The 16888-nt window shown below is 60.1% G+C and carries 12 protein-coding genes; 6 read left to right on the forward strand and 6 right to left on the reverse strand.

Going from position 1 to position 16888, the window contains the following annotated elements:
- Positions 1–279: 279 nt before the first annotated feature.
- The 5 genes from NVV79_RS15535 (at position 280) to NVV79_RS15555 (ending at position 7674) form a co-directional block, all read left to right on the forward strand.
- On the forward strand, positions 280–4002 hold the full coding sequence (locus NVV79_RS15535) for a vitamin B12-dependent ribonucleotide reductase (RefSeq protein WP_303991287.1): 3723 nt from the start codon (positions 280–282) through the stop codon (positions 4000–4002).
- 388 nt (positions 4003–4390) lie between these two features.
- On the forward strand, positions 4391–5770 hold the full coding sequence (locus NVV79_RS15540) for a DUF2235 domain-containing protein (protein ID WP_303991288.1): 1380 nt from the start codon (positions 4391–4393) through the stop codon (positions 5768–5770).
- A gap of 29 nt (positions 5771–5799) precedes the next feature.
- Positions 5800–6324: an SLATT domain-containing protein gene (locus NVV79_RS15545; protein WP_303991289.1), complete on the forward strand. Its 525-nt coding sequence runs from the start codon at positions 5800–5802 to the stop codon at positions 6322–6324.
- Positions 6321–7094 carry a nucleotidyltransferase gene (locus NVV79_RS15550; protein ID WP_303991290.1) on the forward strand — a complete coding sequence of 258 codons (774 nt, stop codon included), beginning with the start codon at positions 6321–6323 and terminating at the stop codon, positions 7092–7094. The genes NVV79_RS15545 and NVV79_RS15550 overlap by 4 nt, the downstream gene beginning before the upstream one ends.
- A gap of 13 nt (positions 7095–7107) precedes the next feature.
- On the forward strand, positions 7108–7674 hold the full coding sequence (locus NVV79_RS15555) for a metallophosphoesterase family protein (RefSeq protein WP_303991291.1): 567 nt from the start codon (positions 7108–7110) through the stop codon (positions 7672–7674).
- Positions 7675–7731: 57 nt separating this feature from the next.
- Here the strand turns inward: NVV79_RS15555 and NVV79_RS15560 are convergent, their stop codons facing one another.
- The 5 genes from NVV79_RS15560 to NVV79_RS15580 form a co-directional block, all read right to left on the reverse strand.
- The gene (locus tag NVV79_RS15560; protein WP_303991292.1) at positions 7732–9549 is read right to left on the reverse strand and encodes a hypothetical protein; all 1818 of its coding nucleotides are present in this window, start codon (positions 9547–9549) and stop codon (positions 7732–7734) included.
- Positions 9549–10634: a lipopolysaccharide assembly protein LapB gene (locus tag NVV79_RS15565; protein ID WP_303991293.1), complete on the reverse strand. Its 1086-nt coding sequence runs from the start codon at positions 10632–10634 to the stop codon at positions 9549–9551. Before NVV79_RS15565 ends, NVV79_RS15560 begins: the two co-directional genes overlap by 1 nt.
- Complete coding sequence (locus tag NVV79_RS15570; protein WP_303991294.1) at positions 10546–11616, reverse strand: M48 family metallopeptidase; 1071 nt, start codon at positions 11614–11616, stop codon at positions 10546–10548. The genes NVV79_RS15565 and NVV79_RS15570 overlap by 89 nt, the downstream gene beginning before the upstream one ends.
- 264 nt (positions 11617–11880) lie before the next feature.
- Positions 11881–12672, reverse strand: a complete 792-nt coding sequence (locus NVV79_RS15575; protein WP_303991295.1) for a hypothetical protein — start codon at positions 12670–12672, stop codon at positions 11881–11883.
- 65 nt (positions 12673–12737) lie between these two features.
- Complete coding sequence (locus NVV79_RS15580) at positions 12738–14615, reverse strand: P-loop NTPase fold protein (protein WP_369684747.1); 1878 nt, start codon at positions 14613–14615, stop codon at positions 12738–12740.
- Between the two features lie 228 nt (positions 14616–14843).
- Here NVV79_RS15580 and NVV79_RS15585 point away from each other — a divergent pair, with 228 nt between their 5' ends.
- Complete coding sequence (locus NVV79_RS15585) at positions 14844–16157, forward strand: DUF3644 domain-containing protein (RefSeq protein WP_303991296.1); 1314 nt, start codon at positions 14844–14846, stop codon at positions 16155–16157.
- A 57-nt stretch (positions 16158–16214) separates the two neighbouring features.
- Here the strand turns inward: NVV79_RS15585 and NVV79_RS15590 are convergent, their stop codons facing one another.
- Positions 16215–16850, reverse strand: coding sequence for a metalloregulator ArsR/SmtB family transcription factor (locus tag NVV79_RS15590; protein ID WP_303991297.1), 636 nt, complete (start codon positions 16848–16850; stop codon positions 16215–16217).
- Between the last annotated feature and the right edge of the window lie 38 nt (positions 16851–16888).

Consider the following 16888-nt stretch of genomic DNA (forward strand, 5'->3'; position numbering starts at 1 on the left):
TTTTGTTCCGTACCCGCACCACTAGACCTTGTGATTTGTTGCGTTGACGCGCGGCTTGAATCGGAGGAATGTTTTCGACGGTCCGGTACAGTTGTTGTAGCGGGCAGGCCCTGGGTAGGAGCGCTGGCAAAAGACCGGCGCCACATCTGGGCGACAGGCAAATTTCTCGAGCCCGCCTCCGGGCTCGGTTGGTGAAGCGTCAAACAAAGATTTGGGTGAGAAGCCGGGTTTCGGCTCGCGGGCACTCGTGTGCTCGTTACATTGGGGAATACGACGACTATGCGCATTGAACGCCGGTTCACGACAGCAAACGAAGACCGCTACGCGTCCATCGAATTCCGCTCGGCGACGAGCGAGATCCGCAATCCCGATGGTTCGGTGGTCTTCAAGCTTGAGGATATCGCCGTCCCCGCCGCCTGGAGCCAGGTGGCGGCCGACATCATCGCGCAGAAATATTTCCGCAAGGCCGGCGTCGCCAAGGTGCTCAAGAAGGTCGAGGAGAACTCCGTTCCCTCCTGGCTGTGGCGTTCCGTTCCCGACGAAAAGGCGCTGGCCAAGCTCCCCGAGGCCGAGCGCTATGGCTCGGAAATGGACAGCCGTCAGGTCTTCGACCGTCTCGCCGGCACCTGGACCTACTGGGGCTGGAAGGGCGGCTATTTCGACTCGGAAGAAGATGCGCGCACCTTCTTCGACGAACTCGCCTATATGCTCGCCACCCAGCGCGTTGCCCCGAACTCTCCCCAGTGGTTCAACACCGGCCTGCATTGGGCCTATGGCATCGACGGCCCCGGCCAGGGCCATTTCTATGTCGACCCTTTCACCCACAAGCTGGTCAGCTCCAAGAGCTCCTATGAGCATCCGCAGCCCCATGCCTGCTTCATCCAGTCGGTCAATGACGACCTGGTGAACGAAAACGGCATCATGGACCTCTGGGTCCGCGAGGCGCGTCTGTTCAAATATGGCTCGGGCACCGGCACCAATTTCTCGGCCCTGCGCGGCTCGGGCGAAAAGCTCTCGGGCGGCGGCAAGTCATCGGGTCTGATGAGCTTCCTCAAGATCGGCGACCGGGCTGCCGGCGCCATCAAGTCGGGCGGCACCACGCGCCGCGCCGCCAAGATGGTGGTGCTCGATATCGATCACCCCGATATCGAGGAATATATCAACTGGAAGGTCAAGGAAGAGCAGAAGGTCGCGGCGCTCGTGACCGGCTCCAAGGTCGTTTCCAAGCACCTCAAGGCCATCATGAAGGCCGCCGTGAACTGCGAAGGCAGCGGCGACGATTGCTTCGACGTGGCCAAGAACCCGGCCCTCAAGCGCGAAGTGCGCGCCGCCAAGAAGGCGCTGGTGCCGGAGAATTACATCTACCGCGTCATCCAGTTCGCCAAGCAGGGCTATACCGATATCGAATTCCCGGTCTACGACACCGATTGGGACAGCGAGGCCTATCTCACCGTTTCCGGCCAGAATTCCAACAATTCGGTCCGCGTGAGCGATGATTTCCTGCGCGCCGTGGAAGCCGATGGCGACTGGGACCTGAAGGCCCGCCAGTCCGGCAAGGTCACCAAGACGCTGAAGGCCCGCGATCTCTGGGAACAGGTCGGCTATGCCGCCTGGGCCTCGGCCGATCCCGGCATCCAGTATCATACCACCATCAACGAGTGGCATACCTCCCCGGCGGCCGGTCCGATCAACGCGTCGAACCCCTGCTCGGAATACATGTTCCTCGACGACACGGCCTGCAACCTGGCCTCGGTGAACCTGCTGCCCTATCGCAATGCCGATGGCTCGTTCAACACCTCGGCCTATGAGCATACCGTCCGCCTCTGGACCATCGTGCTCGAAATCTCGGTCATGATGGCGCAGTTCCCGTCGCGCGCCATTGCCGAACGCTCGTTCGAATACCGCACGCTGGGCATCGGCTACGCCAATATCGGCGGGTTGCTGATGACCTCGGGCATTCCCTATGACTCGGCCGAAGGCCGCGCCATTGCCGGCGCGATCACTGCCATCCTGACCGGCGTTTCCTATGCCACCTCGGCCGAAATGGCCAAGGAACTGGGGCCCTTCAAGGATTACAAGCGCAATGCCAAGCATATGCTGCGCGTCATCCGCAACCACCGCAATGCCGCGCACGGCAATGCCGAGGGCTATGACTCGCTCTCGATCAACCCGGTCCCGCTCGACCATGCCAACCTGATCGACACCAACCTTTCCGAGCGCGCCAAGGTGGCCTGGGACAATGCCCTGGCCCTCGGCGAGCAGCATGGCTATCGCAATGCGCAGGTCTCGGTGATCGCCCCGACCGGCACGATCGGCCTGGTGATGGATTGCGACACGACCGGCATCGAGCCCGATTTCGCGCTGGTGAAGTTCAAGAAGCTCGCCGGTGGCGGTTACTTCAAGATCATCAACCGCGCCGTGCCGCCGGCCTTGCGCACTTTGGGCTATTCGGAAAGCCAGATTGCCGAAATGGAGGCCTATGCGGTCGGCCATGGCAATCTCAACCAGGCGCCGGGCGTCAATCCGGCGACCCTGCGCACCAAGGGCTTTACCGACGACAAGATCGAAGCCCTCAACAAGGGCATGGCTTCGGCCTTCGACATCAAGTTCGTCTTCAACCAGTGGACGCTGGGCGTTGATTTCCTGAAGTCTTTGGGCGTCACCGACGAGCAGATGAACGACTTCTCCTTCGAGCTGCTGCCGTTCCTGGGCTTCAGCCGGAAGGATATCGAGGCCGCCAATCTCCACGTCGTGGGCGCCATGACGCTGGAAGGCGCGCCCCATCTCAGCGAAGAGCATCTGCCCGTCTTCGATTGCGCCACCCCCTGCGGCAAGATCGGCAAGCGCTACCTCTCGGTCGAGAGCCACATCCTGATGATGGCGGCCGCGCAGCCCTTCATTTCGGGTGCCATCTCCAAGACCATCAACATGCCCAATGACGCCACCGTCGAGGAAGCCAAGGAAGCCTACATGCTATCCTGGCGCCTGGCGCTCAAGGCCAATGCGCTCTATCGCGACGGCTCCAAGCTCAGCCAGCCGCTCAATTCCTCGGTTCTGGCCGCGGCCGACGACGATGAGGACGAAGACGCGGTCGAAAACCTTGTCGCCATGAATGCCGATGCCCGCGTGCCGGCCATCGCCGAAAAGATCGTCGAGCGCATCATCGAGCGCGAAGTGGAAATCCGCTCCCGCGAGAAGATGCCCGATCGCCGCAAGGGTTATACCCAGAAGGCGGTCGTGGGCGGTCACAAGGTCTATGTCCATACCGGCGAATATGCCGATGGTCGCCTGGGCGAAATCTTCATCGACATGCACAAGGAAGGCGCTGCCTTCCGCGCCATGATGAACAATTTCGCCATCGCCATCTCGATCGGCCTGCAATATGGCGTGCCGCTGGACGAATTCGTGGAGGCCTTCACCTTCACCCGCTTCGAGCCGGCCGGCATGGTCATGGGCAATGACCGCATCAAGAACGCGACGTCCATTCTCGACTATGTGTTCCGCGAACTGGCCGTATCCTATCTCGACCGGGATGACCTGGCCCATGTCAATCCGGACAGCCCGACTTCGCTCGGCAAGGGCGTTGCCGAGGACAAGGGAGCGCGCCCCGTGGCGTCCGCCCCTGCCCCGGTGCCCGCCGAGCGCTTTGTCTCCCGCGGCATGACCCGCGGCCGCGTGGCCAACAAGAACCTGATGATCGTCTCGGGCGATGCCCAGATGGTCAACCCGGTCCAGGCCATGCAGACCTCGACGGTAACGGCTCTCCGCTCCGCCACCGCCCTCAAGCAGGACACCCAACTCGCCCCGGCGGCCTTCCCCGCCGCCGAACTGAACCCCATCCCAAGCCCGCCGCCATCAAAGGATGCCGGCCTGCTCCGGGCCGAGGCCCAGATGAAAGGCTATACGGGCGACCAGTGCACCGAGTGCCACAACTTCACGATGGTGCGGAATGGGACCTGTCTGAAATGCGACACGTGCGGAACTACCACCGGCTGTTCCTGATATTCCGAGTTGATGGCGGCGGCGCTGATCAAGCGTCAAGGCGCAGGTATCGTTCTGTGCCTTGACCGCCGGCGTTTATGGAGACCGGCTCGGCGAAGTGGCTTCCACATAGCATGCGAGCCGAGCCGGTCATGCACGATTTGCGAGGTGCACTGGTGAAACAACCAAAGTTGTGGCCTTGAACCAATGTTCTTAGCTGCGCAACAAACGCACCCAGACTGTTCACCAAGGTGAACGAGCGCGAGGGAGGACTTTCATCCGAAATTCGACAAAGGCGGCGGGGATTCCTCGCCGCCAAATAATCAAGAGAACATTTCGTGAATCCCCGACTTGACCAAAATCTGAGCTAAGCGGCCCTCACGGGTCACTCATCTAAAGGATCGTTTCGATGAAGAGACTCGTGTTTTGCTTCGATGGCAGTTGGAACCGAATTGATGCGGCCAACCCCACGAACGTGCTGTTCACTGCCCAGAGCGTGTTGCCCCAGACAAGGGACGGCACGTCGCAGGTCATCTACTACGATGAGGGCGTGGGGACCGGTGACAATGACAAGTTCCGCGGGGGCCTCTTCGGTCAAGGCTTGGTCAAGAACCTGTCTGATGCCTATCGCTACCTGATCTTCAACCACATGCCAGGGGACGAAATCTATGTCTTCGGCTTTTCGCGTGGAGCCTTCACGGCTCGCTCGTTCGCTGGCTTGATCGGCACCTGTGGTATCCTGCAGCGGCCATCGGCCGGTCGCTCTAATGAGGCGGTGGAACTTTACAAGAAGCGTGAGGACACCGACGAGTTCCGACAGAAGCTTCTCGAGTTCCGTCGCGACGTCGCTCCCCACATCAGCGTGTCCGATGCCGAGGACCAATGGCGCGCCGCGAACGTGCCAGATTACCAACTGGGCAAAAGCCCGGTCCTGAAGATCACCTACCTGGGCGTATGGGACACGGTGGGCGCTCTTGGTGTCCCCGACTACATCTGGAATGCAGAAGGCTTCAACAAGGACCATCGCTTCCACGACACCAACCTAAGTCCGATGGTTCAGTCCGCCAGGCACGCGGTCGCTATCGATGAGAGCAAGGCAGATTTCAAACCCACCCTCTGGGAAAACTTGGAAGAGCTCAACGGCAACCGCGGCAAGGACCCGAAGGCCGAGGACGCGCCCTATCAGCAGAAGTGGTTTCCTGGCGTTCATGGTGGCGTTGGTGGTGGGGGACCACGTAGAGGTTTGTCCGACCAAGCCCTCGAGTGGATCTGGGATGGAGCCGGCAATGCCGGCCTGGTCCTGGACAGCTCGAAGGGCTCCCCGATCTACAGCCTGTCGCCGTCGCACCTCGAGTATCTTGAGAACTCCGAGGAGGAGGAAGGCTTCAGCATCATCGGCACCCTGATGAAGGTCATGCCGAAGTCGGAGAGACAACCCGGCCCGCAGGGCATGCACGAAGTCAGCGTCAGTGCCCAGCGCCGGTGGCACGAGAAGGGCGACAACCTCCCAGAAAAATCTCCCTATCGTCCGAAGCCTTTGCAGCACGTGCAGCCTCAGCTCGACGGGTTGGATGCGGTTTCATTAGGTATGGGCGAGGACGGCATCGAGTTGGCGCCGGACAAGTTCACCGCCCACATCGTCGAGCGCGGCGACACATTGTCGAAGCTGGCCAAGCACTACCTTGGCGACGCCCAGCGTTGGCCCGAGATCGCAACGGCCAACCGGTACAAGATCACCAATCCAGATCTGATCTACGTCGGGCAATCCCTGCGGATACCGATCGCTTGACCCGGGCGGCACCTTTGGAAAAGTTGAACATGCAAGTGCTTGACGCTGACCTGCAAACAAAGATTGGGGCAGAATTGCACCGTGTCGAAGAGAACACGCTTTACAGCTCCAAGGCGCAGTACAATGCCAGCGATCGCTACTCGGGGCGCCACGTATGGTTGGGCGTCCCGGCAGCAGCGTTGAGCGCTGCAGCGGGAGCGGCATCTTTCTCCGGTCAGTGGGAACTCGTCGCCGGCATGATGAGCATTGCCGTGGCGATCCTCGCCTCTTTGCAGACCTTCATGAAACCATCAGAGCAGGCGTCGGCCCATAAGGCTGCAGGCGATCAGTTTCTCGCCCTGCGGAATGACGCCCGCGTCATGCGCGAGATAAAGCTGCCACTCCTGACCGACCCCCAGGAAACCGTGACGGCTCTGGAGACGCTGGTGAAACGGCAGAACGACCTAAACGCTTCTTCGCCCCAGGTTGCTCGACGAGATTTCGAAAGGGCCCGGAACGGCATCGAGGGAGGCGAGGCGACCAACGTGATCGACGCCCAAGGTGCCAAACCATGAGCGTGAACAGCCACCTTCTCCAGAAGTCCGCGTCGGCGATCCTGTCCACAACGGAAAAGGAATCGATATCCCGCTCAATTGCCACGCTGCGAAGCAGGCTCGACTCATGGTTCGGGAAGAACCTCACAACGCACTTCACCTTCGGATCATTCACTCGCGAAACGATCCTGCCCCGGTCGTTGGATGCCCAATCCGATATCGACTACATGGTCGTTTTCGCTGAAGGAGGCAACACACCTCAAACATATCTCAACCGCCTGAAAACGTTTGTCGAGAAGTACTATTCGTCGTCAGAAATCTTCCAATCGAGCCCCACGATCGTATTGAACCTGAACCATATTCGGTTCGAGTTGGTGCCGGCGCTGGCGGCATACTGGACGGGTTATCAGATTCCGAGCGGTCCGCAGAACTGGCAGGACACCGACCCGAACGGCTTCAATACCACCCTGTCCCAGGCGAACAAGAGCTGCAGCTATCTGCTGAAGCCGGCAGTGCGCCTTTTCAAAATATGGAATGCTCGTCGCAGCTACCCATTCGAAAGCTATGCCTTGGAAAAGTGGATGGCCGATCAGAGCTATTGGAGCTGCAGCACCGTCGGCGACCATCTCTTCCATGCGGTCGACAACGCGCAGCTGTCATACTATGCGCCGCAGTGGAAGATTGACGAACTCACTCGGGCACGGGAGATCGTCGCCAACACCAGGTACTATTTGGCGTCCGACATGCCGATCAACGCGGAGTCGGAAATCAAGAAGCTGATACCGGAATAGTCCAAGGCCAGTGATGCACGACGGTAACCTGACGGCGATCGACCACACCCACCTCTTCATCGGCGACACCCATTTCGGGCACACCGGCATCATAGATATGGCCATGCGGCCGTTCTCGGACATCCGGGCTCATGACCGAGCCCTGATCGAACAGTGGAACGCGATGGTAAAGCCAACGGATACCGTGTGGCACCTAGGGGATTTCGCCGGCGACGAGGTTCCGTTCCAGGACGCCGCGTCGATCTTCGGCAAACTCAACGGTATCAAGAGGCTCATCGTCGGCAACCACGACGGCGAAGAAATCTGCACGAAGCTGGCATGGGCCAGCGTCGATGAAATGCGAACCCTGGTGGCGCCGGGCTGCAAAATCGTTCTCTGCCACTACCCCATGCGCGATTGGAATGGTCAGTACGGCGGCGACGTTCATTTCTATGGCCACAGCCACGATCGGCTGCCCTCAAGCCGTCTAAGTTGGGATTGCGGCGTCGACCATCAGTCGTTCATTCCGATGAAATTCAAAGCCATCAAGGTGGCAATGGACTCCCTCCCCGTTTGGGACTTCACCGGCGCGCCCGCATAGATCAAGGATGCACGTTGATGCCTGGCACTGCTGGGGAGCGGTACGGCAGACAAAAGATCAACGCTTTCCGAAAGCGCGTCGCTGGTCTTTTCTGGCTCGTGCCTTCACTGCCGCGTTGGTCCTCGATGGATTTCCGGACTTTGGTTTCGGCAAACGCTCCGCACGCGAACCTTCGAGCCTAGGAGGCTCATCCGTGGTCCTGGCGTTTTTCCAACGGTCGAACAGGGCTCTTCCGCCGTTGCGGTAGGATAGCGTCCTCTTCAAGCCGGCAAGGATTTGGCGTCGGTCCGTGGTCCTGTGGCGGAGAAGGTTTCGCATCAGGTGCCCGATGGCATATTCCGCATTCGGTGTCGGACCGGTCTGCAAAAGCCTGGTGATCGCTTCGGTCGCCACTTGGTAGTGGGAGAGTATGTCCGCCTTCTCCACCCCTATGGCTTCGGCAATGGCATCGATGGTGTACATGGTTTCGGCAGTTGCTTGCGCCACGACCTCGACGATGTCGCCAGCGTTGCAGGTGATCGACGTATGTCGCAGCAAAGCCAACTGCGCGACCAGCCGAGCATAATCCGCTACGCCGAGACGCCCGTTCTGCCTGGCCGCAAGGAAAACCGATTGAAGCCAAACCGCCGGCGTCTTGAGGCTCCCTGCCCAGCTGCGGTATCGCTTGTCGTCCGTGACGAGCAGCATGCCGTGCTCCCGGGCTACGAAGATCGGGTCGAGCACACCGCGCCGAATGCTTTCCAGCAGCCATGGGTCGATATCGTTCGGGGCATGGACCGGCACCACTTTGCAGTCTGCCTGCATGGCGTCTTCACGCTTTGCGATGGCATCGGCCAGTTGCTTGGCACGCTCTGGCGTGAATTCGTCGAAATGAAATTGGCCTTTGTGGAAGTAGCCGGTGCCGGAACGTTCAGTGCCAGGGATGACATCGTCATCGTCATGCAACTGACCGATCTCGTCGGCGGTCGACCTCGCTAGGAGAATCGTACCGAATAGATCCTTGAGCACATGCAGACCGTCTATCCCCACCACAGCCCAATAGGTCAGTGTGTCGAGGACGATGCCTTTGCCGAAGTGGTCCCTAGCCGTATGGGTCGCCCAGTCCCGCTCGGGCAGATTGCCCTCGCATGCTTCGATGCTGATCCCCTGCGTCCTGAGCGAATCGGCGAACCGCAGGACGTTTCCTCCTCCGGAGAAATCTGCCAGGACGGATATCGGCAGAGGTCCCTTGGTATAGACCTCATGAACCCTTTCCTGCCGCTCGCTCTGCCTTCTCATAAGATCGAGGAATGGCTCGATGTCGTCGCCAATCGTTCGGATGACGAAGAAGCCATCCTCATCGGGGAAACGAATGTTGAAGTTCTCGGTGAGGTCCTCATAGGCCTGCAGATACTTGTGGCGCACCCGCTGGACGGTCCAGCGGACCGTTCGACCGATGCGGTCCTCGACTTCGAAAGCCTCGCCCACCCGGTGGCCGATTGCGGCCCCGGCCATGGCGTGCCCAGTGCCGAACCTCTTTTCGGCGGGCTCACCGGGCCCATCAACCACCATGAACTCCCTGGTCTGGCCATCGTCCGACGCCAGACTGGTCCACATTCCCAAGCCGATAGCGGCATCGCTCATTTCGTGAAGTCGCTTCAACTGACCTAGGCCCAGGCCGATCCATTTGAGCGCGACTTTCGGGTCGTTGCGATTAGCGTCCAGAATGTCGTAGGCCAGATCAAGCCCTTCTTCGACCCGCCCGCCAGCCGCCAGCAGCTGCGCGAAATCCATCTGGTCCCGAGGACCACCCTCCATAGACCTCACGTTCAGCTCTGCCACCAGCGCCGGAACCTCCGACTTCCGTTTCAGTCGGAACAAGGTCTGGGCCTGCATCAGGATGGGCCGTATGAGACCGGGGAAAGCTCCCGCGACTTCACGAAGCGATCCTCGGCCAGTCCGAGCTCGCCCCGGTGGTAATGCATAATTCCTTCCAGCATCACGTAGTGGCGCAGGTTCCTGACCGAATCCTCAAGGTTCGCAAAGAACTCGACCGCTCGGGCCCGTGGGGGGAATTCGTAGGCGAAGGCACTTGCCAGGTCGAACAGCTCCTTGGAGTCGACGTTCTCGTTGACGTAGCCGTCCATCAATTTGATCACCGCCGCGTGGTCGTGGAGGCGATTGGCATAGTCGGCGACCATCGTGCGACTTGCGATGTGCGAGGCGTCGGTGATCGTGGCTAGAGCGTTCCCATAGGCACGCGAGGACGCCTCCGGCAGAGCAAGCTCATCCGCAAGCTGCGCGAGGAGCACCGATGCACGACCGCTGTGCTTGTACTGGACGATCATATCGTTCAGATCGGACGATGCACCGGCAGGGTCGTCCACTGCGATCTTCTTTATGCTGGCGCTCGACGCCAGTGCCTTGACCAACTCTCGTTCGGTCGCCGGGATAGTCTCGAGGACCTCGCTCCCATCCAAACCCTTGAGATAATCCCAATCACCCAGCCGGGCAGCGATCTGGGCACGCATGAGCAGCGCAGGGCCATCTTCGGCAAGCTTGGGGAAAGCCTCTTTCGCCAATGCTTCGTCGCCCAATTCCATGGCAAGCGCAGCCACCCGCACCTGCATCTCCTTATCTTTGCCGCCCGAAATGGCTGCACCCTCGAGCATCAACTCCTTGGCTGCATCACCTTCACCTGCGGCAGTCAGTGCCAGGGCGCCGTTGATGCAAAGCGCGAGATGGTCGGGACGGTCAGGAGCCTCCTCCATCTTCGCCAGGTTCCAGAGATCGACCAAATCCTTGCCCGCCCGAAGAAGTCGTTCCCGGTCGTCCTGGGTAAGTTTCCAGGTCGTGCGATGGTCGCCATCGACGATCTCGGAGATATCGGCCTCAGCGGCATGGCGCTTGTAGAATTCGTCTTTCGCGTCGTCCCCCCCGCCCGCGTCGAGCCAAATCGATCCACGTAGGATCTCCGGCATTGCGCAGGTTGATGAGATGATACTTCCGCACGGCCTCCGAGGCCTTGAGAGGCTCGGGTATCCTGTCGATCGCATCAACGACACCGTCGTACCCGCCGGCCTGAACCACGTAGCCGGCCAACACCTCGTTGTCGGGGAACTTGGTAAGTTCGACCAAGCCTTGATCGAACGCCTTCCCGTGATCGCCACGCAGCATCATCGCCAATATGGCGTTCGCAGCCGCCTTCGGATCTTCCGGTGCATGCGCCACGGCCTCTTCCAGCATGCCCGCCGCCGCAACTTCATCGCCCAGTGCAAGAAGACAATGCGCAATGTTGGCCTTCACCCTGAACCAGATATGCCCCGAATTCTCGTCGGTGAGCGCCTTCTGCAGCTCCAGAAGTAGGTCCATTGCCGATCGCGGTTTGCCCCTGTTGGCCCGATCCCGATATCGGTCGATTTCGGCGTCCAGGGCGACATCCCTTGGGTCGATGGAACTCGAAGCGCCTTCAGAAGCAGACTTGGCCAGAAGGATGGCGGCGATTTCCCGGGTCGCGACCAGGTTCAACTTCTGCATCGCCATCACATCGTCATGGCGCTCGGACTGAATTCCCGCGGTCGGGCTATGATTGGGATCGAAGATCAACGCGACATCGGGATGGGCGGATATCTCGTCCTCAATGGTGCCCCATCCCCAAGCACGAACCACGATGTTGCGCCCCAGAAGACGTTGCTCCTCGGTCAGTTTGTCGGCCACGGTGGAAAGCGGAGCATCGTCGTCGGCCGTCGTTGTGAAGAAGTATTCGGTAAGCTTCGGCTCGTATTTGAGCGCCTTCTCGAAATCGGCCCTGAGTTCCTGCTCTGTGGCCCTCTTACCCTGCCCCTTGCACTTGCATTGAACACCGACAATTCTGCCGGTGTCGCCATCGCGATATCCGCGCATGTCCATGCCATGCTGCTTCTGGCCACCCCTGCCGAAGCGATGGATCGAGGGATCGCTCAAGATCCTGCGCCACAGCAATGCTGAGCCCTTCTCGAAGTCCTGCCAGACTTTTGGCCGTGGGACATGGACTTGATTGCTCGCCGATGCCGACATGGAAATTCCGTGTGTTAAAGGGGACGAATCCGCCATTGCGATCAGGCTGATCCGGGGCCTTCCGGATGTAAAGGGCAGTGAAATTGGCTATGAGCGATAGCCAGGTACAGCTTAGGACTTGCATTCCCTGGGAAAACGCGGATGCGCGAAAGTCTTGGCGGGAGCCAAAGACTATATGTGTATTTCGTGCTGGCCGGAGGGCGCCGCCGCGGGGATGAGCTTGTCAACCAAATCGACCGCGAACAGCCAGCAAGCAAAGGCCATCTCGCCGATCTGCTTCGGTTCGACCTCAACGATCTGGCCCAATTGGAACGTCTGCGTGCGAACGTCGACGCCGACTTCCATGCTGGATCGTTCTTGCAATGCCATGCCGATCTCGAAGGGCCGGACTGCGCCGCTTTGACCGACGATCTCGACCTTCAAGTATGGCAATCGCAGGACCATCGCTCCCGTCTCGTCGATATCCTGCATCCCGACGATGCCGCCCCGGTGCTCAAGGCAGTTGCGAAGTTTCTGGAACGAAGTCAATTCCGGCGCCCACGACAGTGGAGCCCGAAGACCCTTTGTAACCTTTTCCAGCAATTGGGGGTGCCGCATGGCCTGAGCTCGCTGCCGGAAAACGTCCTGACGCGCAGCTACGGCCGCCCAGATGGCGGCCACCATGGCGTCTTCAGTGCCGTCCATTACCTCGCTGCGAATGGCGCCTGGGGAAAATTGAGTCGCGATGTCGATATGGGTTGCAGCGTCTTCCAATGACTGGCGAGCACCACGCGCAAGATCGGAGATGCACATGGCGGCCATTCGACGATTGATCGATGCAAGCTCTTCTTGTGGCGTGCGGCCGAGCAGGTCCATTTGGTGATGTACGCTCTCGTCCGGGAGAGGCGGAATATTTGACAAATCGGCCGACTGAATCAGGGGGTGGGCCAGGGCGAAAATGCCATACACTTCCTTAGCGGCCATCTGGGCAGGAACGCCGACGCCTCTAGCGTCTAGGCGTATAGTAACGAGGGGAGGATGTTCGACTGTCATGCTCGCTCAACATCACCGCGAAGGGCCGCACGACCTTGCTCCGCTCGCTGCTGCTCCTCAGCTTCCTCGACGTCCCTGATGGCTTTGCCAATCGTCCAGTTGGTAATGTCGGTCAACCGGTTCTTCCGCAGCACGTCGGCATTGCCGGCTTCCGCAATGAGCAGATCGCGTACTTCCATGATCCAGGCTCGCTCGGCCGCGAGTTCGCGGGCGAGTTTGCCACCATCGTACCTGCTCAGCATGGCCTTTAGGATTTCGAATTGAGCCGAATTGGACTGCTTGAGCAAGGTCTCGACGAAATGCTTGGCGTCGACATAGGTGAAAATGGGTTGGTGAGTAAATCGCCCGTCTTTGGTGTTGCTGTAGTTGATCCGGCGCCAGAACAGGTTCCTGTCTTCAACCATCTCCACCATCAGATGCGCGGCCTGTTCAGGATAACCACCTTCGAGGACCTCGCCCTGCCGATCCACGAGGTAGGACAGCATCTCACGGAACTCCGGTTTCTCTCGCCCCGAGAAGCCCAGTCCGTCGTGAGCGCGTGGGAAATCGCCCCCGTCATTGAGGTATGGCTCCAATTTCTTGGATTTCTTTAGGTCGTCCACATAGGTCTTGGCTTCAGCAACGATCGTCGGAACGTCGATCGCTAGGAGCCGCTCTTGGGCCAGCGTCAAACGCAGACCGAACACGTGCAGGATCTCGCCCTGCTCGACGTAGTGGCGAGCGACGAACTTCGCTTCCACGTCCTCTATGGCAGCCCGGACCGATTTGTCGTCCCAGATGTGCTTGTCCCAAACGATGCGCCAGGATGGCACTTGGCCTGGGGTGGCGAACCAGGAGCTCACGCCGAGGCTTCGAGCGATGGCTGCCGGATCGAAGCGACCCTTGGAGAACATGTCGGCGACCAAATCGTTGTCCAGGGTCTGATCGTAGAGATCGATGCCTGGATATTTGTCGGCCGCAACGGCCAATGGAGTTGGCGGTGCTTTCTTGTCCACCAGGAACCGACCGTACTGCGACCGGTCGCTCAATGTGGTTAGACCAAGCGAGCCGACCTTGAACTCCATCGACAGGGCCAAGAATGTGCCAAGCACATGAGCCATACCATGACTCTTGGACTGCAGCGACGACGGCATTGCCTGATGAAAGCGTGCAAAATCCCAAAGGGATTGCTGGATGACCCGAAGATTGCCATGATTGGCTTGCCTTGCGACCTGTTCGATGAGCGGGACGTTCTGCTGGAGGTATCGGCGTGTGCCGCGATCCTTCATCCTGCCGATAAAGGCCGGGATGGCGTTTTCTAGATCCGGTGATATGGAAAGGGTTCGGCCCACTACCTTCTCTTTGCGACGCCGGTATTCATCCTTGTCGTCCTGGGCAATCTCGCTCTCGTTAGCGATTAGGACGACCTTGCAACCGGCATGCTCGACGAACGGATTCACGTAGCCAAGCACCGTCGTAAGCGGCACCTCGCACCGCTCAAGATCATCGAAGATGAAGACATCGGCATCGAACTTTTCAAGGTATTCTTCGAGCTTCGCAGATGTGCTGAACCTGGCCATGGTGAGGAGGCCGCTGATAAGCTGCAGGCTGGCCTTGACCGCCTTGTGCTCGATAAAGGGATGTACGCCCGCCAGGACGGCGCGATCGAACTCCGCCTTCGACCCAACGCCATAAAGGCTGACATAAACGTGCCTTGTGCCTGACTTCTTCAATTGGGCGAGGAGCCGTTTGACCAGATAGGTCTTGCCCCCGCCCCAGGGACCCTCCAGCATGATCGCGTGATACGGGGGCTCTGGCAGTTCAAGGTAGAACTTCAGGTTATCCCGGATGTGGGAATTCGGATCGAGCGCTCCTTCCCTGCGCCAGCGCCCCAGCCAAACAACGCCATCTTCGCCACTCCATGCCCACCATGCAAAGCTGTAGCACTACCCCCTGAACGATTGGAACGGTCAGTAAAGGCGGCGACCTGCACTTCCCTGACCATCTTTCGTTCAAGCCTGTGACGCCCGCTGCCATCAAGGCGGGGACGGATGCCCTGCGCCATTGGAGCTTCGCCGGCGCCACGGACCTGATCGCAAGCAGTCCTGTTGCGGAATGATCCGATGGGGCAATATGGCCCGTTGTTGAATTTCCAGGGGGCAAGTGTGGGCGACGGTCAACTCATCGCGGTTGCTGAAGAGGCAGAAATCGTTCTCATGGCGCCTGCCGTAGCGGTGCCAAAGCGCAAGGTCCATCGCCGAGCCGGCAACACCCTCGAGAAGTGGGAAGTTGCCATCGTGAAGGCGATGATCACACGCGGCGGCAGCTTCACGAATGACCAGGACATTCTGGCCTACTTCACCAGGCCGACCCGCACCGTCAATCACCGGCTCATCGGCGAGATCCGCAACGTTCTCAAGCACAAGGACGTCAAGGCGGCCGACGAGGAAGATCTCGATGCATTCCTCGCCACCTGGCCTGACATCGACCATGACACCGGCCTCAGCCGGCGCGGCGATGAGCTACTGATCAAGGCGCGCGAGGCCATGATCGCTGCGGTGCACGTCTTCAATTCTGCCGGGCTGACGTTCCGAGCCGAGCTGTTCATCGTCACCGCAGTGATCGCCTGGACCTACTTGCTCCATGCCTGGTTCAAGCGGGAAGGCGTCGACTACCGCTATGCGGCCGAGAAGACCAAGGAAGGCGCCGACAAATACTGGGAACTCGGCCACTGCCTCAAGCAAGGCAGCTGCCCGGTCAAGGGCGCCGTGGCCAAGAACCTCGAGTTCCTCCTGGCCATTCGGCATGAGATCGAGCACCGCTCCACCAACCGCATCGACGATGCCCTTGGGGCCAAGCTGCAGGCCTGTGCCCTCAATTTCAACGATGTGCTCAAGAGCGAGTTCGGCGGGCAGTACGGCCTGGAGAAGCGCCTTCCCATCGCCCTGCAGTTCGTCAACTTCGGGGCCGACCAGAGATCGGTCCTGAAGAAGGCCTCCGGATTGCCGCCGCACGTCTCGACCTGCATCGAGACATTCGAGGCAGCGCTGACCCAGGCAGAAATGGAAGATCCCGCCTACCGCATGAAGATCGCGTTCGTACCGATCGCGGCCAAGCGGCCCGGCGCAGCGGATTCCGCCATCGAGTTCGTGAAACCCGGAAGCGCGGATGCCGAGGAAGTCGGCAGGATCGTCTTCAAGGAAGTGAACCGCAAACGCTACCCACCCGGCGAGATAGTGGCCAAGGTGAAGGCGGCCGGCTACCCCAAGTTCTCCATGCACCACCACAGCCAGCTATGGATCGGCCTCGACGCCAAGGATGGCGGCAATGATGGCTACGGCGGCCCCGGAGACTACAAGGGCAGTTGGGTCTGGTACGACAAATGGCTGGAGTGCGTCATGAAGTACTGCGCGGAGGAAGGCGCTCGCTTCCAGTAGGCATGGCCGTGCTGCTGGCCGTCATGGGTCAGGCCGGGCCATCCGCAGGGTCGGCAATCAGGCGGTTGCCACTGCCCGCCCGGAGGCCCGCCACTCGGGCAGCCCCTCGCTGAAACGGGTCACACGATACCCTCGGGCGCGCAGCAGCTTTACCGCCTGGAAGGACAGCACGCAGTATGCGCCGCGGCAGTACGCCACGATCTCCATGTCCATCGGCAGCTCGGCGATCCGGGACTCGAGCGCTTGAAGATCGATGTTCAACGCACCGGGAATATGAGCTGCCCTGAACTCATCCTCGGGCCGAACATCCAGCAGCGTCACCGATCCGGTGCGCATCCTGTCCATCAGGTCGTCGGGCCCGATGGGATCGAGGTTGTCGAGCTGGTCGAAGTAGGTCGCCACGACATCCTGCACGGCGGCAACGTTGTGCTCGGCCAGTTTCCGCAATGCCGTGATGGTCTCAACAATGGGGCCATCTTCGAGGCGATAGATGATGTTCTTGCCGCTTCGGCGGCCGACCACCAATCCTGCCTTGCGAAGCTGCTGCAGGTGTTGCGACGCGTTGGCGAAGCTCAGGCCGGTGCGCTGCGAGAGGACCTCCACCGGCTGCTCGCCCTGGGCCAGCAACTCGATCAATTCCAGTCGATGGCCATTGCCCAGCACCTTCGCCAGATCGGCGAAGTAGGAAAACATGAGACGCTTGGGGCCATCGCTTGACATTCCTCGTCCTG

The sequence above is a fragment of the Devosia ginsengisoli genome, assembly GCF_024707105.1.
In the GTDB taxonomy this organism is placed as follows: domain Bacteria; phylum Pseudomonadota; class Alphaproteobacteria; order Rhizobiales; family Devosiaceae; genus Devosia; species Devosia ginsengisoli_A.

Excerpts from the sequence above, each read along its gene's own strand:
- NVV79_RS15565 (WP_303991293.1), bottom strand. The coding sequence starts at position 10,634 with ATGCCGGAGATCCTACGTGGATCGATTTGGCTCGACGCGGGCGGGGGG.
- NVV79_RS15555 (WP_303991291.1), top strand. The coding sequence starts at position 7,108 with ATGCACGACGGTAACCTGACGGCGATCGACCACACCCACCTCTTCATC.
- NVV79_RS15540 (WP_303991288.1), top strand. The coding sequence starts at position 4,391 with ATGAAGAGACTCGTGTTTTGCTTCGATGGCAGTTGGAACCGAATTGAT.
- NVV79_RS15545 (WP_303991289.1), top strand. The coding sequence starts at position 5,800 with ATGCAAGTGCTTGACGCTGACCTGCAAACAAAGATTGGGGCAGAATTG.
- NVV79_RS15550 (WP_303991290.1), top strand. The coding sequence starts at position 6,321 with ATGAGCGTGAACAGCCACCTTCTCCAGAAGTCCGCGTCGGCGATCCTG.
- NVV79_RS15585 (WP_303991296.1), top strand. The coding sequence starts at position 14,844 with ATGGGGCAATATGGCCCGTTGTTGAATTTCCAGGGGGCAAGTGTGGGC.
- NVV79_RS15575 (WP_303991295.1), bottom strand. The coding sequence starts at position 12,672 with ATGGCCGCTAAGGAAGTGTATGGCATTTTCGCCCTGGCCCACCCCCTG.
- NVV79_RS15535 (WP_303991287.1), top strand. The coding sequence starts at position 280 with ATGCGCATTGAACGCCGGTTCACGACAGCAAACGAAGACCGCTACGCG.
- NVV79_RS15560 (WP_303991292.1), bottom strand. The coding sequence starts at position 9,549 with ATGCAGGCCCAGACCTTGTTCCGACTGAAACGGAAGTCGGAGGTTCCG.
- NVV79_RS15590 (WP_303991297.1), bottom strand. The coding sequence starts at position 16,850 with ATGTTTTCCTACTTCGCCGATCTGGCGAAGGTGCTGGGCAATGGCCAT.